General features: G+C 44.8%; 20 protein-coding genes and 1 tRNA gene. 13 read left to right on the forward strand and 8 right to left on the reverse strand.

Translation table 11 applies throughout. The features are described from left to right. Positions 1-186 precede the first annotated feature (186 nt). Complete coding sequence (locus tag V7Q33_RS16735; RefSeq protein WP_333820551.1) at positions 187-1,404, forward strand: alkaline phosphatase family protein; 1,218 nt, start codon at positions 187-189, stop codon at positions 1,402-1,404. A gap of 15 nt (positions 1,405-1,419) precedes the next feature. Here the strand turns inward: V7Q33_RS16735 and V7Q33_RS16740 are convergent, their stop codons facing one another. The 5 genes from V7Q33_RS16740 to V7Q33_RS16760 all read right to left on the reverse strand — a co-directional run bounded on the left by V7Q33_RS16740 (position 1,420) and on the right by V7Q33_RS16760 (position 4,393). Next, positions 1,420-1,575 carry a hypothetical protein gene (locus tag V7Q33_RS16740; RefSeq protein WP_331975644.1) on the reverse strand — a complete coding sequence of 52 codons (156 nt, stop codon included), beginning with the start codon at positions 1,573-1,575 and terminating at the stop codon, positions 1,420-1,422. A 192-nt stretch (positions 1,576-1,767) separates the two neighbouring features. Then, on the reverse strand, positions 1,768-2,661 hold the full coding sequence (locus V7Q33_RS16745; protein WP_333820553.1) for an aldo/keto reductase: 894 nt from the start codon (positions 2,659-2,661) through the stop codon (positions 1,768-1,770). 26 nt (positions 2,662-2,687) lie between these two features. Further along, on the reverse strand, positions 2,688-2,933 hold the full coding sequence (locus V7Q33_RS16750; RefSeq protein ID WP_331975648.1) for a hypothetical protein: 246 nt from the start codon (positions 2,931-2,933) through the stop codon (positions 2,688-2,690). A 58-nt stretch (positions 2,934-2,991) separates the two neighbouring features. After that, positions 2,992-3,384 (reverse strand): acyl-CoA thioesterase, encoded by a 393-nt coding sequence (locus tag V7Q33_RS16755; protein WP_333820554.1) that lies wholly within the window; start codon positions 3,382-3,384, stop codon positions 2,992-2,994. Between the two features lie 157 nt (positions 3,385-3,541). Beyond that, entirely contained in the window at positions 3,542-4,393 is an 852-nt protein-coding gene (locus V7Q33_RS16760) for a DUF2911 domain-containing protein (protein WP_333820555.1), read from the reverse strand. 55 nt (positions 4,394-4,448) lie between these two features. On the opposite strand from V7Q33_RS16760, the gene V7Q33_RS16765 reads away from it, so the two are divergent. The 5 genes from V7Q33_RS16765 to V7Q33_RS16785 all read left to right on the forward strand — a co-directional run bounded on the left by V7Q33_RS16765 (position 4,449) and on the right by V7Q33_RS16785 (position 10,352). Further along, positions 4,449-5,120 (forward strand): DNA-3-methyladenine glycosylase, encoded by a 672-nt coding sequence (locus V7Q33_RS16765; RefSeq protein ID WP_333820556.1) that lies wholly within the window; start codon positions 4,449-4,451, stop codon positions 5,118-5,120. A gap of 89 nt (positions 5,121-5,209) precedes the next feature. After that, the gene (locus V7Q33_RS16770; protein ID WP_333820557.1) at positions 5,210-6,778 is read left to right on the forward strand and encodes an OmpA family protein; all 1,569 of its coding nucleotides are present in this window, start codon (positions 5,210-5,212) and stop codon (positions 6,776-6,778) included. Positions 6,779-7,038: 260 nt separating this feature from the next. Further along, on the forward strand, positions 7,039-8,772 hold the full coding sequence (locus tag V7Q33_RS16775) for a sensor histidine kinase (protein WP_331983275.1): 1,734 nt from the start codon (positions 7,039-7,041) through the stop codon (positions 8,770-8,772). Continuing rightward, positions 8,769-9,188 carry a response regulator gene (locus V7Q33_RS16780; RefSeq protein WP_331983277.1) on the forward strand — a complete coding sequence of 140 codons (420 nt, stop codon included), beginning with the start codon at positions 8,769-8,771 and terminating at the stop codon, positions 9,186-9,188. Before V7Q33_RS16775 ends, V7Q33_RS16780 begins: the two co-directional genes overlap by 4 nt. Before the next feature lie 24 nt (positions 9,189-9,212). Continuing rightward, positions 9,213-10,352 carry a hybrid sensor histidine kinase/response regulator gene (locus V7Q33_RS16785; protein ID WP_331983278.1) on the forward strand — a complete coding sequence of 380 codons (1,140 nt, stop codon included), beginning with the start codon at positions 9,213-9,215 and terminating at the stop codon, positions 10,350-10,352. 13 nt (positions 10,353-10,365) lie between these two features. Here the strand turns inward: V7Q33_RS16785 and V7Q33_RS16790 are convergent, their stop codons facing one another. From V7Q33_RS16790 to ggt, 3 genes are all read right to left on the reverse strand, one after another. Beyond that, positions 10,366-11,070, reverse strand: coding sequence for a LytR/AlgR family response regulator transcription factor (locus tag V7Q33_RS16790; protein WP_333820558.1), 705 nt, complete (start codon positions 11,068-11,070; stop codon positions 10,366-10,368). Between the two features lie 35 nt (positions 11,071-11,105). Beyond that, a complete protein-coding gene (locus tag V7Q33_RS16795) occupies positions 11,106-12,152 on the reverse strand; it encodes a sensor histidine kinase (protein ID WP_333820559.1) in 1,047 nt (348 codons plus the stop codon). Positions 12,153-12,330: 178 nt separating this feature from the next. Further along, entirely contained in the window at positions 12,331-14,022 is a 1,692-nt protein-coding gene (ggt, locus tag V7Q33_RS16800; RefSeq protein WP_333820561.1) for a gamma-glutamyltransferase, read from the reverse strand. Between the two features lie 98 nt (positions 14,023-14,120). Between ggt and V7Q33_RS16805 the strand changes: the two genes are divergently transcribed. From V7Q33_RS16805 to V7Q33_RS16835, 7 genes are all read left to right on the forward strand, one after another. Further along, the gene (locus V7Q33_RS16805) at positions 14,121-14,750 is read left to right on the forward strand and encodes a TetR/AcrR family transcriptional regulator (RefSeq protein WP_333820562.1); all 630 of its coding nucleotides are present in this window, start codon (positions 14,121-14,123) and stop codon (positions 14,748-14,750) included. A gap of 484 nt (positions 14,751-15,234) precedes the next feature. Continuing rightward, positions 15,235-16,686 (forward strand): caspase family protein, encoded by a 1,452-nt coding sequence (locus V7Q33_RS16810; protein WP_331983288.1) that lies wholly within the window; start codon positions 15,235-15,237, stop codon positions 16,684-16,686. 81 nt (positions 16,687-16,767) lie between these two features. Continuing rightward, positions 16,768-17,673: a hypothetical protein gene (locus V7Q33_RS16815; protein ID WP_333820563.1), complete on the forward strand. Its 906-nt coding sequence runs from the start codon at positions 16,768-16,770 to the stop codon at positions 17,671-17,673. A 29-nt stretch (positions 17,674-17,702) separates the two neighbouring features. Further along, positions 17,703-19,124: a caspase family protein gene (locus V7Q33_RS16820; RefSeq protein WP_333820564.1), complete on the forward strand. Its 1,422-nt coding sequence runs from the start codon at positions 17,703-17,705 to the stop codon at positions 19,122-19,124. Positions 19,125-19,172: 48 nt separating this feature from the next. Then, on the forward strand, positions 19,173-19,487 hold the full coding sequence (locus V7Q33_RS16825) for a phosphoribosylpyrophosphate synthetase (RefSeq protein ID WP_331983294.1): 315 nt from the start codon (positions 19,173-19,175) through the stop codon (positions 19,485-19,487). 89 nt (positions 19,488-19,576) lie between these two features. Continuing rightward, positions 19,577-19,650: transfer RNA gene (locus V7Q33_RS16830), tRNA-Asp, on the forward strand. Between the two features lie 66 nt (positions 19,651-19,716). Further along, positions 19,717-20,169 carry a cupin domain-containing protein gene (locus V7Q33_RS16835; RefSeq protein ID WP_331983296.1) on the forward strand — a complete coding sequence of 151 codons (453 nt, stop codon included), beginning with the start codon at positions 19,717-19,719 and terminating at the stop codon, positions 20,167-20,169. Positions 20,170-20,251: the final 82 nt, after the last annotated feature.

The raw sequence follows: 20,251 nt of genomic DNA on the forward strand, positions 1-20,251 counted from the left end.
TTGAGTTATCATTTTGTATGGTTGAGTCAATTTACCTGGGCAATAAAAGGGGCAGATCGCCGTGCTGTCCAGATTATCCAAGTGTGATTTCTTAATGATCTTATCTATAAATGCACGGCGATTTTTTTAGATGGTACGCTGGTTTTGCTAAAACCGCTTTACATTCGCGCTGAATTTTTATTGTTGATGAAAAGGTTTGTATTCTTTTGTTTCTGCCTGCTTGCCTGGAATGTAGATTATGCACAGCAGAAATATACGCCGTATGTAATTCTGGTTTCATTTGATGGCTTTCGTTACGATTATGTTAGCAAATTCAATCCTCCAAACTTCAAAGAATTTATCAACAAGGGTGCAGCTGCTGAGGGGATGATTCCATCGTTTCCAAGTAAAACGTTTCCCAATCACTATACACTCGTTACCGGATTATACCCGGGCCATCATGGCCTGGTCGATAATAGTTTTTATGATCCTTCTCTGCACAAGTTGTATAGCATGAAAGATAAGTCGGTGGTGAGCGATACTGCATTTTATGGAGGAACTCCGCTTTGGCAACTGGCGCAACAGCAGGGTATTCACGCTGCATCATTTTTCTGGGTAGGCTCAGAGGCTCCGATAAAAGGCATGATGCCTGATTACTCATTAGTTTACAATGAAGCTGTGCCGAATGAAGAACGTGTAAACCAGACGATAACATGGCTGAAGCTTCCGGAAGAAAAACGCCCTCATTTTATATCGCTTTATTTCTCGCTGGTAGATTCCGAAGGACACAAGTCCGGCACAAACTCCGATGATCTTCGCAAAGCTGTATGGAAAGCTGATTCAGTGCTGGGGTATCTTGTAAATCAATTGAATACCGTGGATTTGCCTGTAAATATTATACTGGTGTCTGATCACGGTATGTATGAGCTGAAGCAGGAGGAAGCCACCTATATAGTACTATCAAAACTGTATGACGCTACCGACACCAGTATTATAACGTCTAATGGTGGTACACAAGCTCATATTTATACCCGCAAGGCAGATTCATTGTATAACGTTATCAAAAAGCAGGAAAGTCATTTCAAAGTATACAAGCGCAGCACAATGCCAAAAGCGTGGCATTACAACGTGCCGCGTGCGGGCGATCTGCTTATTGTTGCAGAGCCGGGATATTATATTCAGGATAAAGCGCGGGCGTTTGGTAATTTGAAGTCAACGGCGTTTGGTGTGCATGGTTATGATCCGGGCGTGGTAAAAGAAATGCGCGGTATATTTTATGCGATGGGACCGAATATAAAACCAGGCACGATCAAGCCATTCGAAAATGTACATGTATATCCGTTTGTCGCGCATATACTGGGCCTTAAAACACCGGCCGGCATTGATGGCGATTTCAATGTGTTGAAAGCTTACTATAAAAGGTAGCCGATCAGGATTCGTTTACTTTTTGCTGCCGGATTTCTTATTGGTTTTATGCGTTGCCGGAGGCGGACTGGCACCTTTTTTCTGCTCGCGTTCCTCATGTGAGTTGGGGTTCATAATCTGAGGTGGATCAGGCGTTTGAACCGGCTCGTCTTTTTCTTTTTCAGGGGTCATAGTCTTTTTATTTCGAACAGAAATTAAAAAACAATGCCTGAATTCATTTCCCACAGAATTCACAGAATCACACAGATAAATACATTATGCTCTCTACAGATCAACGCAAAATTATTAACAGATAACTGAACATAAGTGGAGATAACCCCCAATTACACACACCTCTAGCAGCTGGTAGCAAGAAGCTCACAGTTATTTATGGAGTTCGTAACGATTGGCAGGTATAGACTTTTGCAGCAGGTTGATTTCTGTTGAGGTTAATGGCGGAGAAGACATCGCGTCAATGCTTTCTTCAAGTTGTTGTGGTGTGCGAATGCCTACTACTGCACTGGCCACAGCAGGATGATGAAGTGTATAATATATAGCTGCAGAAGCAGGTGTTTTCTTTGTGCCGGATACAGATTGTATTGCCGCCGCTGCGCGCGAAACTTCTTCAGCAGTATGATTGAGAAAAGGCTCAGGTGCTTTCCCCGCCAGCAATCCTTTGGCAATGCTGCCACGCGCCAGCACACTTATGTTGTACTGATGAAGCAGATCAAGGCATTCTTCTTCTGGTCTGCGGTCCAGCAGACTGTATTGCATCATCACACTTACAATCCTGGATCGTTTGATGTATTCGCGAATCACATTAGGCCGGATGGATGATATACCATAATGCCGGATTTTACCTTGTTGCTTGAGTAGCTCAAAGGCTTCGATGGTTTCATCGATCGGGTCCTGGATTGTACCGCCATGCAACTGATATACATCAATATAATCTGTCTGCAGCCGGGCCAGACTTTTGTCTACCGATTGAAGTATATACTTCTTGGAAGCATCCCAGTCGAGGCTGCCATCGGGGCGTATGCGGTTACCTACTTTTGTTGCCAGTATAACTTTTGTTCGTATGGGTTTAAGCGCGCGGCCTACTGTCTCCTCGTTGAAACCGTTCTGATAAATATCGGCTGTATCAAAATAATTTATACCGGCATCTGCTGCCCGATGTAAAAGCGATGCGTTTGCATCATTATCGGTACCTAACGACATACAGCCGAAGCTTACCTTGCTCACGCTAAGATCTGAGCCTCCAAGTTTTCGATATTTCATGTAGTATAGTTAGCTTATGCCGTTGCTCATTTTACAAGCTTCTGCAACGCGGCCGAAATATACTCTTTCGACAGCCATTTACAATCGATCATAACGCCTTCCACTTTTTTCGTCTGGCTAATGTCTTTCAATGGATTTCTTCCAATGAGCAAGGTCGGCCGGAGCACCTTTTTTAATAACACTGCATCCGGTTTATTCAGGTACCGGGCTACATTAACAGTGCCCGCCTGCAATGCCTTGGGTACGGGAAGGATAAGCCTTGCTTTTACCATGAACTGTAATTCGTTGTGCTGTGGAAGTTACAATATCCCACGGAAGGTAGGCAGCCGTTTATAAAATGCTGAGTATATCATCGCCAATGCGAACCGGTCGCATACTTTTGCCATCGAGCAGACACCACATCGTTTTTGACTCAATCAGTACTTTTTGATCGGAAGCACGTACCAGTTTTACGAAGCGCTCAAACCGTGCTCCATGACTTTCGCCTACCCACGTTGTGCCAATAATCTCCTCGTTCAAAAAAGCCGGATTCTTATAGTCGATCTCATGCCGCAGCACTACCCACAAGTAGGTTGATTTCAGTGCATCGGAAGCGATGGTATTCCAATGGGCAGCCGCAACTTCCTGAATATAGCGTACATACACAACGTTGTTTACATGGCCAAGTTCATCAATATCATGGGGAGATGCGATGATGCGGTGTTCGAAAGGAGTGTTCTTCATAGTGAACTTTATCAGTTGTCTGTTACACATTAGCCGTTACAAGTTAATCGTTAATCCAATGGAGTATAACTGATAACGAATAACCTGTAACAGATAACGGACAAAAAAAGCCACTGCATAAACAGCGGCTCTTCAAATCTGAAAGAATCAGATCAACTTATTTTAAAGACTTCAGTAGTTCTTCGTTCATCATTTGATAATCGCGATTGCCGGCTTCTTTCGATTTAGCCAGTGATGCAGTAGCGGTTTCGGAAGCACCTTTCTTATCGCCCAATGCTTTTTGAATTCTTGCTTTCTGATAGAGTACAAAGAAAGGAGAGTTCATTCCTTCGGCAGCTTTATTAACCCACTCCAATGCCTGGTTCAGGTCTTTTTTGTTTTCAAGATAATATACGGCAGCCTGGAAGTAGTTACCCGGTTCTACCTTCGTGAAGTTTTTGATAGACTCCATCACTTTCGCATCGAAGTCAACCGTTACCGTAAATTTCACGGAAGTGTTTTCCCATGCCAGTTGAACTTTCGCGCTCTTGCTGTCGTCTGCTATATCGCCAATGTTAATGGTAAACGTCTCCACTTTCTCAGTGAGTTTCTCAGGCTTCACGGTGAAGCGGGCAGCATCGTTCGCCTTGTCATATTTTTGCGTATTGCCACCGAGTGTAACATCTTTGGAAAGTACAATGGTCCATTCCGTTGCACCGGGCCAGGTTAACAACAGATATTCACCTTTAGGAACAGCAATACCTTCTACTTTTACATCATCAGAGAAAGATACTTTGGTTCCGCTGTTGGCACCGGTTCTCCAGATCTGTCCGAACGGTACCAGTACAGAAGCTTCTGTTCCGAATATCTTTCTGCCTTTCATGCGAGGACGGAAATAGTTTATTTTAATATCAGTTAAACCGACAGTAGCAGACACAGAGCCTGCAGGGCTGGCGGCTGGAGTCTGCACCTGTGCGAATAATGCCAGGTTAAAGCAGGCCAGTAAAACAATCAGTACTAATTTTTTCATGGTGGGTATATTTTTGGTTGTTTTAATTTTAAAGCGGCCAAAGATAAACAAGGTTTTGAATCAGCGTTCATCGACTATTGTTAAAAAAGAGTTAATCGATACATGGCCGATAAAGAAGAAGGGCGGAAAGTACAGTATGAAGCTTAATAAAGATTTCTACCAGCGAACTGATGTAGTAAAGATCGCGCGCGAACTGCTTGGTAAAGTGTTGTTTACCAATGTCAACGGCATAACGGCAAGCGGTATAATTGTAGAGACAGAAGCATATTCATGGAAGGAGCGTGGGTGTCATGCTTATGGTGCACGCAAGACCCAACGCAATGCCATCATGTTTGAACCCGGAGGTTTTGCGTATGTATACCTGTGCTACGGCATGCACAACATGTTTAATGTGGTAACCAATAAAGAGGGTGTTGCCGATGCTATCCTGGTGCGTGCTATAGAACCCATATCCGGGCTTCCTGAAATGAAGATACGCCGCGGAAATCTTTTGAATGAATTTCAACTAACCTCTGGTCCCGGTAAACTAACCAAAGCTTTGGGCATTGATAGAAAGTTGAATGGAAAATCGTTGTTCGAGAACGAAGTTTGGATAGAGGATGCCGGAAAGCAGATCGCATCCGGAAGTATAGACGTCACGCCTCGCATTGGTATTGATTATGCCGGTGAAGACGCCAGGTTACCCTGGCGGTTTACCATAAAAGGAAATAAGTGGGTAAGTAAATAAAAGTTCAGCGTCTATGGTACTCGCCACTTCGTATGCGTCTGTAAATCTGGTGCCGAAGTAGTATATTTGAGATTTAGTCATTGTGATGTATGCGGATTTATAGCTTAGTATCGCTCCTTCTTTTTACACTCATTTCTACCGGGCAGCCGGCTGAGACTACAATGGCAGATTCGTTTGATCTGCTCAATTCTCCTTACGATGAACTGAACCCGGTACTAAGCCCTGATGGAAAGACTCTCTACGTAACCATTGCGAATCATCCTGGCAATGCAGGAGGGAAGAAAGACCCGGGAGACATCTGGTATGCTGTGCTTAACGAAAACAATCAATGGTCGGCACCGATCCACGGAGGCCCTTCTCTGAACAACCGGGGCTTTAATGGTGTGGCAGGTTTTTCGGCCACTACCGGTAATATGTTTCTGTTAAGTCATTACGATCCTGCCGGCACACCGCGCACGCAGGGCATTGCTGTAACCAAGCCAACCGGCAACGGATGGTCTACACCAGAGAATATCGTGATCCCATACTTTCAGAATAAAGCCGCTACGCTGGGCGGCTATGTAACACCCGATGAACATGTTTTTGTATTCTCAGCCGAAACCTACGGCACCCGCGGAGTGGAAGACCTTTATGTATCTGTAAAAGGCAGCGATGGAAAATGGAAGGAACCTAAAAATCTTGGATCCGTGATCAATACACAGTTCCAGGAATTATACCCAACGCTGAGTGCCGATGGTATGACCCTATATTTCTCCAGCAACGGCCGAAAAGGATTTGGCAGCTTCGATATTTATTCTTCTTCACGCCTGGACGACAGCTGGACGAACTGGTCGGAGCCGGTAAATATGGGGCCCGCTATAAATACCGAAGGACGTGATCTTTTTTATCACGATTACCCTGCGCAGGATTTTGCACTGTATACCAGCACGAAGAACAGCGATGGTTATGGCGATGTAAAAATGTATCGCCGAAGCCATTCACCGCGCAACCCGCAGGATACCGCTTCGGTAGCAGCCATTGTGCCGATACAGCCAACGGCGGTTCCCGCAAACAGTGTGCGGGTATATGGAAAAGTATTGAATGCCAAAACCAACGAATTTATACCCGCCAGTATTACTTTTATCCACGCATCCGAAACACAGGGCGCTACATCCACCGTCAATAATGGCTATACGGTTACCGTGCCTTCCGTGAACGACTATACAGTAAAGATTGAAGCTTCGGGATATGTAAGCTCGCTGGAAAAACTTTCCATCACTACGTATGAGATGAAGGAGCTTGAGATGAATTTCAAGTTACAGCCGGTAGAAATTGGTACTACGGTAAATCTGAAGAATGTGCTATTCGAGCAAGGGAAGACAATGCTGCTTCCCAGTTCATTTGATGAACTCGATATGGTGATTTCTTTCCTCAAAACGAACCCCAATGTGAAGATCGAGCTGGCAGGACACACCGATAACCGAGGTATACCGGCTCAGAATGTAAAGCTATCGCAAGCCCGGGTTGATAAAGTAAAAGACTATTTAATCAGTAAAGGTATCGACAAGAAACGCATTTCCGGTAAAGGTTACGGTGGTGCTATACCCATTGCGAGCAACGACAGCGAAGATACCCGCCAGCTAAACAGGCGTGTGGAGTTCATCATCAAAAAGCTTTGAGATGATTTATACTTTTTGGTTAAAGTGGTATAAAAAAGTACTCCTTATTTCTGTTAGCATCCCCGTCATTTAGTTTGTTTTTTGAGGAGTATAGTAATTACCATCCACTATATCTTTCAAAAGTCAATTGATTTATTACATCAATGTCACAGGGGCAACGCTTGTTTCCTATAAATTAACTTCTATCTGATCTAATTAATAGATAAGTTTAAATACTCCGCGGTTAAATCTATTGTGTATACTTTACATATTGAGGTTGAATGAAGTTGTATTTTCAACAACGGGTTATTGCCGGCTTTGCGATAGTGATTGTCACCTTATCTGCCTTAGCCATATATTCATACCTGAACAACAAACGCTCCGTTCAGAAAAGTCTTGCCATATCCCATTCCAACGAAGTGCTGTACCATACCGAGCAGTTATGGGCTGCTATATCCAGCCAGGAGTCGGCCCAGCGCGGATATTCCATTACAGGTAACGAGGTATACCTTCAGCCTCATCAGCGAACATCGGAGGTTATCCGGCAGCATCTTCGCGGCTTGCAGGAACTTATTCAGGATAATGTATACCAACAGGAGCATGCACACTTGCTCGAAGAACTTATAGATCGTAAATTAGAATTCAATAAGCAGTTGCTTACTGCCCGGCAGCGGAACTTTGAAGAAGCGAAAGCCCTTCATGCATCGCTGACAGGCAAGAAACTGATGGACGAGATTTCCAACGTTGTGCGTGATATGCAGAATTATGAAAAAGCGTTGCAGCGGCTTCGCATAAATGAACAGGAGCGCGACATACGCAGCTTTAATTATACCTATGCGGCCCTGCTCTCCGTAACGGCCCTGTTGGTGGTGCTGGTTTTTATTACCATTAACCGCAACCTGAAGGCGCGGTTTGTGGCGGAGGCAGAAGCGAAAGCCTCTGCCCGGCGAATTCACGATATATATGATAATGCTCCCTGCGGGTATCATTCACTGGATGCCAACGGTGTGTTTATCGAAATCAACAGAACATGGCTCGACTGGCTTCGCTATGAGCGTGAGGAAGTTGTAAACAAACTGAAATTCGCGGATATACTTTCGCCAGAAAATGCCACATCATTCCAGAATATATTCGATACGTTTAAGGCCGAGGGGGTGATCCGGAATGCAGAGTTTGATGTTGTGCGGAAAGATAAAACAACGTTTCCCATACTGCTGAACGGGGTTGCACTATATGATGAGCATGGCAATTTTTTGAAGAGCCGCTCTACTGTAATTGACTATTCGGAGCGAAGGGAAGCAAATGAAAAGATATTGGCGTTGAATCGTGAGCTGGAAGCATTTACCTATTCCGTGTCGCACGACCTGCGCGCACCGTTACGTTCCATCGATGGGTATGCACGCATATTGGATGAAGACTATGCATCGATACTGGATGACGAAGGAAGGCGGGTACTGAATGTGGTGATGAACAACGCGCGCAAGATGGGACAGCTCATTGACGACCTGCTTGATTTCTCGCGCATTGGCCGAAAGGAAATGGTATTAGCGCCGGTAGATATGTTGCAGCTCGCACAGGCAGCCGCAGAAGAAATACTGGTGCATGAGCCCCATCGCAAGATAACCTTCGAATTTGGTAAACTGGAACCTGTCGTGGCCGATGTACAGTTGCTCAGGCAAGTGTGGATAAACCTGTTGTCTAACGCTATAAAATATACAGGTAAAAAGGAGCGGCCCTTTATACAGGTGAGCGCTTATACAAACGGTACAGAGATCACTTACTGTGTTCGCGATAATGGGGCCGGTTTCGATATGCAGTATGCCCACAAATTGTTCGGTGTTTTTCAACGATTACACCGGGCACAAGATTTTCAGGGTACCGGTGTGGGCTTGGCAATCGTCCACCGCATTGTCATGCGCCATGGTGGCCATGTATGGGCGGAAGGAAAAGTAAATGAAGGCGCCTCGTTTTATTTCGCATTGCCAAAAAACACAACAAGTAAACTACCCTTATGAATAATATAGTTGAGATTCTGTTAGTGGAAGATAATCCAGACGATGCAGAATTGGCAATCCGTGCGCTAAAAAAACATAACCTGGCGAACAATCTGCTACACCTACAGGACGGAGAAGAAGCCTTGAACTTCATATTTTCTTCTGATGTCAATTCCATGCCCAAAATTATTTTACTCGATATAAAGATGCCGAAGGTGGATGGAATTGAAGTTCTTCGAAAGATCAAAAGTGACGAACAACGAAAAATTATACCGGTAGTAGTATTAACATCCTCGAAAGAGGAACGAGACATCATTGAAACGTATAAATTGGGAGTAAACGCTTACATCGTGAAGCCTGTGGCATTCGAAAAATTTGTAAGCGCTGTTTCAGAAATAGGATTTTTCTGGCTGGTGCTCAATCAGCCTCCCAAGTAAAGAGGATGAACGAAGTTGTAGCGTATGGAGAAAAAATTAAAAATTCTAATGCTGGAAGATCGGGAAGAAGATGCAGGCCTGATTAACCGAATGTTAAAGAAGGATGGTATAGATTTCACCAGCCACAACGTTGACACGCGCGATGAATTTGTGAAAGCTCTCGATGCGTTTGAACCCGATCTGATCCTGTCAGACCATTCATTGCCACAATTCAATTCGTTGGAAGCATTGAAGATATGCCAGCAATCCGGTTTTAAAGGACCGTTCATTCTGGTAACAGGTGCCGTGTCAGAAGAATTTGCTGTGAGCTGCCTCAAACAGGGTGCGGACGATTATGTATTGAAATCCAATCTCGCACGCCTTCCTTCCGCCATTCATAATTCGCTGCGCCAGCGACAAATGGAGCTCAGACGAAGAAGAGCGGAGTCTGCACTGCGCAAACAGAACGATGAACTGGTAAAGATCAACAAAGAACTTGACAGCTTTGTATACAGCGTATCGCATAACCTGCGTGCGCCGTTGATGTCGGTGCTCGGCTTGGTGCAGCTTGCCAAGATGAACGACAAGCAAGCTGATGCTATCTATGATACGTATTTTGATAAGATCGAGCAGAGTATACACCGGCTCGATAATACACTGAAGGAAATTCTGGATTACTCGCGCAACGCACGTAGCGAAGTGAAGATCGAGCGGGTATATCTTCAAAAACTGATTGAAGATATGTTTGAACGACTCCACTATATGGAAGGATCGGATCGCATTGAAAAGATTGTTATGGTAGATGAACAATGGCCATTCTATTCCGATCCGCAACGACTGAGTGTGATCTTCAATAACCTCATCTCCAATGCTATCAAGTATAGATCGCCACGCGAAGATCATCAATTCATTCGTATCCATATCGCGGTAAACGCTACCAAAGCAGTTATTGACTTTGAAGATAACGGCATTGGTATACCTCCTGAATTGCAGACTAAGATATTCGATATGTTCTTCCGGGCAACAGAGCTTAGCGAAGGTGCGGGCCTCGGACTATATATTGTAAAGGAAGCTGTTGACAAGCTTCATGGAACAATACGGGTGGCGTCTACAACAACGAGAGGAACACTCTTTCATCTTGAAATTCCGAATAACGAAGAACCCGTTGCTTCTCCCAACGTTTGAAATGAGGAATCGCCTAAAAAGCGTTGCGGGCGAGCACCTTCATAACATCATTTTTATAGTTGCGTCCGATCGGAACAAAGTGCTTTCCGATCTCAACATCGGTAGCGGAATAAGCATCGATCTGGTCTACGTTAACAATGAAGGAGCGATGAATCCGTAAGAACTGTTCACGCGGCAAACTCTCTTCCAGGTAACTGATTTTTTGTTGTGTGATAATCTCCTTCTCCGAAGTTTTTACCTTTACGTAGTCTTTTATACTTTCAATATAAAGTATATCTGCCATCTTCGTTTTAATCATCTTCTTATCCACCTTGAAATAAACGAAGTTGTCGTTTACTGTATCTGCTTTTTGTACAGATGGGGCAGGAGCGGGTTGATGCAGTACTTTGGCTACAGCTTTCAGAAAGCGCTCAAACGGAATCGGCTTTAATAAGTAATCCACTACTTCCAACTCAAAACCATCCAGTGCATAATCGCGAAATGCGGTTGTGAAAATTACCTTCGGCGGATTCTTCAGTGAGCGCAGAAAATCAATGCCCGAAAGCTTTGGCATCTGTATATCCAGGAAGATCAGGTCTACAGGATGTTGCTGTACAAATTCAAATGCTGATATGGCATTGCGGAATGTGCCGGCAATTTCAAGCTGATTGATTTTGCCGATATACGATTCCAGTATTTCGATCGCCAGGGGTTCGTCATCTACCAGTATGCATTTCATAGTATACAAATCGTTTGGTAAGTGTATAATTTCTTTCAGGCCGCTTCTGTCTGATTAATCGTGAGCACTACTAAAAAGGTTTCCTCGCCGTTCATGATCTTCAGCTCATATTGCTCGGGATAGAGTAAGTCCAGTCTGCGCTTTACATTCTGTATACCGATGCCTTCCTTGCGTGCATGCCCGTTGCCGTTGGTTTTATTATTCTCCACTTTTATCAACGTAACATGCGGCTGCGCATCGATGCTTACCTTTACCCATGATTGTTGCAGGGCTTCGCTGGCGCCATGTTTAAAACAGTTTTCAACAAATGGCAGCAATATCAACGGAGCAATCTTGCGGTCGTTGGCTTCACCGGTTATGCGAACGTCAACATCCAGTTTATCGCCGTAGCGCATCTTCTCAATGTCAATGTAGTTAAGAATGAACTTTATCTCTTTGGAGAGTGGTACTTCGTTGCTGGTACACTCGTAAAGCATGTAATTGATCAGCTCGGAGAGTTTCAACACCATATCCGGAGCGCGATCTGATTTTTTTAGTGTAAGTGCATACAGGTTGTTCAGCGTGTTGAATAAAAAATGCGGATGAATCTGTGTCTTCAGAAATTTCAGTTCCGCCTGTAATTTCTCTTCTTTCAATACCTGCTGTGCTTTCTGGTTGGTATACCAGTACTTCAGCAGTTTAATGGTGGCAGCCGTAAAAGTTACCGGGTAAATAGCCACGAACATCTTTACCACCTTCGGAAAGTAAAAGAACGGATCGCGCAGGTATTCGGGATAATATAACGGATAGTGAATGTTGTAGGCTATATATCGCTGAAATATACCGGCTATAAAAGATGCCACCAGGAACCATAATGCGAATACGCCATACCGGCCGGGCAGCAGAAACCGCGGCATCAGGTAGTACATGGTGAAATAGGTGAAGGCGATTTTTCCAGGCAGGTATATTATCTCTTCGAAGAATGTTTGCCTGTAGTTCTCTGCGAAACTTCCATACAATACGGCATAGAAAACAAGGTGCGCCAGCCAGAAGAAAACGTGTTGAACGATGCGATTAGTGAGAAATGACGGCAGACGCTTCATGATTCATTATTGATGCAACCAAGGCATGGTGTACCGAACAGATAGCTGTTTCTGTACAATGCTGTTGCAGATTTTAATCTTACAAACAAAGGTATGGCAATTGGCTGTATTAAAGTATATATCTGCCGGATGACGTGCATCCCCGCCTCAACGTAGTACTGCAGCCAACGAGTGAAAATCAGAATCCGGCAGCCGCATCGTCTCCGCGCGGGTCAGCGCCACCTTCCAGTGTACCATCCGTTCGCACAAGAATAGCATCTACGCGGCTGAAGGAACTAACCGGAGCAAACCTGTGCCCCATGGAAACAAGCTTCAGGCTATCTTCTGCAGTAAAGGCATTGAATTCATTCATAATCTCATCCGGCATCCACTGATGGTGGAATCGCCTGGCGGCCACAGCCTCCTGCATGGTCATCTTGTGTTCCAGTACGTTGAGTATTGTTTGGAAAACGCTGGTAATAATCTTGGAACCCCCCGGGCTTCCTACCACCATGAATAATTTTCCATCGCGTTCAATAATCGTGGGCGTCATAGAGCTGAGCATGCGCTTGTTGGGTTCAATCTTGTTGGCTTCACCGCCAATAACACCGTACATGTTGGGAGACCCCGGCTTGGCACTGAAGTCGTCCATCTCATCATTCAACAAAAAACCTGAGCCCGCTACGATAACTTTTGCACCATACGCATCATTCAATGTGGTGGTAACGGAGACGGCATTGCCTTCAGCATCTACTACCGACAAATGTGTGGTTTGTGGCGACTCGTATGCAGCGAATAATCCTTCCTTTATATTCTGACTCGGTGTTGCTTTCTGCGGGTTGAACGACTTCATGCGTTCATCGGTATAGAGTTTATCAGTAAGCTGTTTCACAGGTACCTTCACAAAATCGGGATCGCCCAGGTATACAGCGCGATCGGCATAGGCTCTTCGTTCCGCTTCTGTCAGCAGATGTGCTGTGCGGGCGGTGTTCCATCCCCACTCACCGATTGGATAGTTTTCAACAGAGCGCAGTAATTGCAGCAACGCAACGCCTCCGCTGGACGGTGGCGCCATGGAAATGATCTTGTATTCTTTATACTGCCCAACAATCGGATCGCGCCACACAGGTTTGTAATGCTTCAGATCTTCATGCGTGATCATGCCATGCCCGCGTTTCATCTCGGCTACAATGTCATCTGCTGTTTTGCCTTCATAGAAACCGGCCGCTCCATTGTCGCGAATGCGCTCGAGCGTGTGGCCCAGATCAATCCAGCGAATGCTGTCACCAGCTTTCCATACGTCTTTCAATAGAAATTCAGGACGCACTGAGTTTTTTACGATCAGCCGTTCCTGCAAACTATTCAGTCCATCGGCTTCATGTTGCGTAAGTGTAAAGCCTTGCAATGCCAGGTTTATAGCGGGCTGTACCAGGTCTTTCCAGGGAAGTCGGCCCATTTTAGCGTGTGCCTCTACCATGCCTGCAACAGACCCGGGAACACCGCAGGAGAGGTGGCCCGCCTGACTCAGTGAATCGATAACATTTCCCAACGAGTCGAGGTACATAGCAGCGGAAGCAGCAGCCGGAGCTTTCTCGCGGTAGTCTAATGAAGCTACCGTTCCATTGTGCTGACGGCATACCATGAATCCACCACCACCAATGTTGCCCGCACTCGGGTATACCACGGCCAACGCGAACTGTGTGGCAATGGCAGCATCAACAGCGTTGCCACCCTTATGGATAATTTCAAGGCCCACCCGGGAGGCCAGAGGATGGGCAGAAACAACCATGGCCGAGTCCGCAACAAGTCCCGTAATGCGCTCGTGCTGTATTCTGCTCTTACAGGCAACTACACTTACGACAAGTAAAAGCAGAAAAAAGCGCTTTGTCATGTTGGTTATTGGTTTAGTCAGGTTAAAAGTATTAATTCCCAAGCTGTTTTAGAAGTATTTGAGGATGAGAGACGAATAACATCTTTACCGCATAGAGCATGAGTCTGAGAAAAGAAAAGGCCGCGCGCCTGAAGGTGCATGTACTGGATACCACCCTTAAACTGGTTGGCAAAAGACCGTTCGAAGATCTGTATGTGGATGACATCTGCGAGAAAGTTAAAATCTCTAAAGTAACATTGTTCAAATACTTTCCACAGAAAGAAGACATCTTATTATACTACTTCCGGGTATGGTGCCTGGGGCGTTCAGCCGACCTGGTGCAGAAGCCACGCGAAGGTGTACAGGGTATATATTTCCTTTTCGATAAACTCAGCGAGGCATACGAAGAGCACCCCGGTTTATTGCTAAGTCTTATCGGCTACTTCTCTGATTTCAGACGACCTCCCAAGCCATTCCCGTTAAAACCCGAAGAGAAAAAATTATTGTATCCTGAAAGCGAGAACATCATCAACATCGAGATACTATCACTCGACCAGATGCTGGAGAAATTTATACTCGAAGCCATCTTCCGAAAAGAGATCACCAAAACAATCTCCACCCGCGATATAACAAATCTCATCACCGCTATATTTATCGGAGGCGTAGTAACAGCACATCTCAATCAGCTTACACCCGCCAAGATATTCTTCAGACGAAACCTTGATCTTACGTTGAAAGGACTACAGTGAAGTAGCTGCTAGCCGCTAGAAGCGTGTGAGCGGGACAGTGGAGTGCCTACTTCGACATTCGTTGATCGATGTTCCTTGTTCAATATTTAATTCGCTGCTGGCTACAAGCTGCCAGCCACTAGAGGTGTAGGTTTAGGGGTTGAGAATACGCTATAGTTTTCAGACTTTCCGGACTTCTCGCGACTCAAAGCTCACAGCTAGTAGCTAATTTCTGACGCGTACGGTCTTCACGCGCTTTGTCTTTCTGTCTTTCTTTCGATCATACCAACGGTGATGGTATTTGGGCTTGACTACTGAAATATTAGAGCCCGATTTCTTGCTGCACGCAGGCAAAAGGACAGATAAAACGATCAGGTAAAAAAATATTCTTCTCATGCAGTGGGCCAAAAATAACATTTTTTGTGTTCAGGGACCGATACTCTTCAAAACGGTTCGTTATTTTTTACCGTATACTTACCTTTGATAAATATTCCCTTACCCTCTTATGAAACAGTCTATACTTGGTTTGTGCCTGCTGATTTTCGTTGTTACACTTTCATACGCACAGGATTATCAGACATACGATGAAGGGATAGCAAAATTCAGGGCACAGGATTATGATGCTGTGATCGACTTGTTCTCCGGCATGCTTGCAAAACCCGATCGTAACAAGCGCTACGATGAAGACCTTTACTTTTATCGCGGGCAGTCCTATTACTTTAAAGGCAAAACAGAAGATGCCCTTGCCGACCTCGATAAAGCGCTTGAACTCAATCACTTTAACAAAGCTGTAATCAACTGGTTCAAGGCGCGTTGCTACGATAAAAAAGCAAACGCAGGCCAGGCTGAATCATACTATAAAGAAGCGGTTGGTTATGCAGCGAACAACAAGAAAGTATCGGCCCAGATATTGGCCGACCGTGCGCAGTTCTACGCGCGACAAGGAAAGCAGGAGGAAGCGAATGCTGATCTTGCTCTGGCCAAATCGCTCGACCCAAATAATGCAGAACTCGCCAAAACAAATCTCACCACCTCCAAAACACCGGCTACTACGCGAGGCGCAGAAGATAAAAAGTCAACACAGGTGATTGTGAAGAGTAACAACAATCAGAAGGATGTAAAGAAAGATACCCCTGTCAATACAAAGCCTACACAGCAGCAGACTACGCAACAACAAACTACACAGGTACAACAGCAGGTTACAGAGCCATCGTCTACAGCCAATACAGCGCTTATCTCTTCGCTGGCGTCAACCTATAAAGATGAAAAACGCTATGCGCTGGTAATTGGTAACAGCAGCTATAATAACGCGGTAGGTATACTGAAGAACCCGGTAAATGATGCCACCGATGTATCTACCGAGCTTCGTAAATCAGACTTTGAAGTACAGCTTCTTACCAACGCCACGTATGTGCAAATGCGTGAAGCGATGCGCAAGTTTCAGGAGAAACTGGTGAATGGCCCGAAAGATCAAACAGTAGGACTGTTCTATTATGCCGGTCACGGTGTGCAGTACCAGGATGAAAATTACCTTGTACCTGTAGATGCCAATGTGCAATATGAAGATGATATCGCGCGTATGTGTTTTCCGGTGCAGAAAATGGTGTTGGCCAATATGGAGCGCTCCAATTCGCGCATGAACATTGTGATTCTCGATGCATGCCGCAACAATCCGTTTCCGGCAGCTACACGTTCGGTATCGCAAGGATTGGGTGAAATGAAACGTGCACGCGGTTCGTTCATAGCCTATGCTACCGCTCCAGGCTCCGTTGCTTCCGATGGCGTGGGCCGAAACGGACTCTACACACAGGAGTTACTCAAGGCACTGCGCAAGCCCGGTCTCACCATTGAACAGGTATTTAAAGATGTGCGGATGAATGTGTTGAGACTTTCCGGTGAAAAACAATTCACCTGGGACAGCTCGAATATAGTAGGGGAGTTCTACTTTAAATTTTAGCCCTACATGAAGATGTAGCTTTCCGTTAAAGAAGTATAGGGTATAGTATATTTCTGACTTGATAAATAACCCTCTGTTTTTATGAAAAGATCCATCGGTCTGGCTGGTTTATTCTTTGCCTTTCTCTCCGTATCCGCACAAGATGAAGGTGCTATCGTAAAACGACAACGTATCGATAAAAGCGCTGGTATATTTCTCGGTCTCGGACCTTCCTTTACATTCGGTAAAAATATTGGTGACTATAAAGCTGGTTTTAATGCTGAAATCGGTGCCCTGAAGCGAGTAAACCGCATACTTTCCATCGGCCCCTCTATATCGTATGTAAGCTTCGCATACGATCCTGAAGTTACTACCAATAAAAGCGGAGATATCTATGTAGGCACAGGCGATCCAAACAACTGGAGCACCAAATACGGTCTGAATGATTTGTCGTATGGATTTGGCTATGTATTGGAGTTGAAAGGCGGTGATCTGAGTCTTACGTCACTCGCGCTGAACATCAAATTGAATTTTGTTCCGGTAAAAGACCATTCAATTTTCTCGGTATATGCCTTTGCAAAACCTTTTGTTACACTGGCTTCCCGCAAGGAAGTAACCGGCAAGGCAACGCGATATACGTACGAGATATACGAGGATAATAAAAATACTTCGACAACCTCCGATGATGTGCTTCATTATAATCTGCAGGATAACCAGTTGTATGCTGATGGCTATACAGAAACATGGGGCCCTTCTTCATACGAAGCCTTAAAGAAAGATACGGAGGTAACAGGCGGTATCTTTGTAGGTCCCGGAATAGAATTTCTGCCTGCCCGTAAATTCTCGTTTTACCTGCAGGCTGCAGTGGGGTATACTTTCCCGGTAACATTTGTGAGCACGGAGGCATACGACAGAACGATTGCTTCGTATGTAGATCCAAAATTCCCTATGACAAAAAAAGGATTCCCTTCATTAAATGTACAAGTAGGTGCATCGTATAATTTTTAAGTTTTGAATTGCAGGAGGGTGCACGGTGTATGCTGAAATATAAAATTAATCTGGCTCTTGTTTTCTGGCTGATAAGCCTGAGCGCTTTTGCGCAGTTTAAACTATACGAACGCGGCCACGATAGTTATACCGCGGGCAAATATGAAGACGCCATCAGGAATTTTTCAGAATACCTGACGAAATATACCCGCGATAAATCGCTGGATGTGGAAGTATACTACCTGCGGGCATTAGCATACTATAAAAGCAATAATTTTAAAGACGCAGTTCCTGATTTTGAAGAAGCATTGTTGCTGGGTCATACCAACAAGGGAAATATATACTGGTTTAAGGCAAAATGTCAGGCTCAGAACGGTTTGGATAAAGATGCCATCAGCGATTATACCAGTGCCCTCCGCGAATTGGGAAGTGACAAGACTATAAAAGCGAAGCTACTGTACGAACGCGGGCTGCTCTATTACAAAACCGGTAACCAGGTGGCAGCCAAGGAAGATTTTCAGACCGGCTTGTTACTGAATCCGGGCAACGCAGACCTTACCCGTGAGTTCAATAAATTAGGGAATGTTACCATTGCAGCGCGTAACACACAGGAAGCTAATTCTTCCACCAGCCAACCCGTTATAAAAAAGGATGAAACGAAAGTGAAGGAAGATAATAAAGTAAAAAAGAGCGAACCTGGCGGTACCACGAATACCACGCCGGTTACAGCAACTTCTGAACCCGCACAGCCCTCGCTCGCTGAATTTTATAAGGATGAAAAACGTTATGCACTTGTAATCGGCAACGCGGCTTATCCCAAGAATATAGGAGCACTTCGAAATCCGGTGAATGATGCAACAGATATGGCCAAAGAACTACAGGCTTCCAACTTCGAAGTTGATCTGTTGACGAATGCTACCTATGGCCAGATGCGTGCTGCGCTGTTGAAGTTTAAAGATCACATTGAATCAAGTGATCCCGAAAAGACTGTAGCCTTGTTCTACTTTGCCGGTCACGGTCTGCGGCATGAAGATGAAAATTACCTGGTTCCTATTGATGCCGCAGTAGAGTATGAAGATGATATCAGTCGTTATTGCTTTCCTGCTCAGCGCATGGTGCTGGCGAACATGGAGCGATCAAACGCGCGTATGAACATAATGATACTGGATGCATGCCGTAACAATCCGTTTCCTGCGCTGAATCGTTCTGTTGAACAAGGCCTGGGTGAAATGCGAAGAGCACGCGGATCATTCATAGCGTATGCCACGGCTCCAGGCTCGGTGGCCTCCGATGGCAACGGGCGCAACGGATTGTATACACAGGAATTGCTCAAAGCTATACGAAAGCCGGGCCTCACCATCGAGCAAGTATTCAAAGAAGTGAGGGCCAATGTACTGCGGCTGTCTGGCGATCGTCAGAATACATGGGATAGCTCCAATATTATTGGAGAATTTTATTTTAAGTTTAAGTAGAAGCGCCATCTGGTTTCTACCCTTAAGTCAATCCAAAATCTCAAGACCATGCAATCATTCGAAACACTTTCAGAAGCAATCAACCACCTGAAGCGTAAAGGTTATACCAGTGATTTTAACCTGCATCCGGACTGGATCGAATCTGCACCACTAAATCTTCGATTGATGCCACAAGAATTTCATGTCGATGCAGTGTATCGTTTCGAGGGCATGACTAATCCTGATGACAATACAATTCTGTTTGCAATCTCTTCAACCTCAGGAGTTAAAGGACTGTTGATAGATGCGTATGGTGCTTATACCGAGTCGCTGAGTCCTTCCTTGATCGACAAACTTCGTGTTGATCGAACTACATATAATTAAATTTTTTTTGCTCAGATTTTGGAGAATATAAACCCAACACTATCTTTGCACTCCCTTTTGACACGTAGTACAAAAAAGGGAAAGAAAATGGTCCGGTAGTTCAGCTGGTTAGAATGCCTGCCTGTCACGCAGGAGGTCGCGGGTTCGAGTCCCGTCCGGACCGCTTAATAAAAAAAGCCGCTTAGACGAAAGTTTAAGTGGCTTTTTTATTTACGTGTTGTTTCATTCTATGGATGTAGGCTTCAGTAAATCCTATAGCAGAATTGAAAAGATTGTCACAATCGATTTTGTATCTTTAGTAAAAGCAACCTTCCATCGTGTTATGAGCAAAGTAAATATTGTTGAGAAACTATCTCTGTTCCATGACTATTGGAATCCCAGAATTGTAGGAGCATTGAACGGGCAACATGTAAAGCTTGTAAAGTTTAAAGGTGAATTTGTCTGGCACAAACACGATCATGAAGATGAGCTGTTCTACGTGTTGAAGGGCAGAATGAGGATTGAATTTCGCGATAAAACGGTAGTGCTTCACGAGAATGAATTTCTCATTGTTCCGAAAGGTGTTGAACACAAACCGGTAGCTGATGAAGAGGTATCCGTTATGCTCTTCGAGCCTGATACAACACTAAACACAGGTGACATTCGCAGTGAGCTAACGCGTAACACATTGGAGCGGATCTGATCCCGGCTATACTACTACCTGAGTTTCTTCCTCGTGGATTTTCCTTTGTTGCGTTCTTTCTTGCTGATGTTATACTCCAGCA

This window comes from Ohtaekwangia sp. (assembly GCF_036786105.1).
GTDB lineage: Bacteria > Bacteroidota > Bacteroidia > Cytophagales > Cyclobacteriaceae > Ohtaekwangia.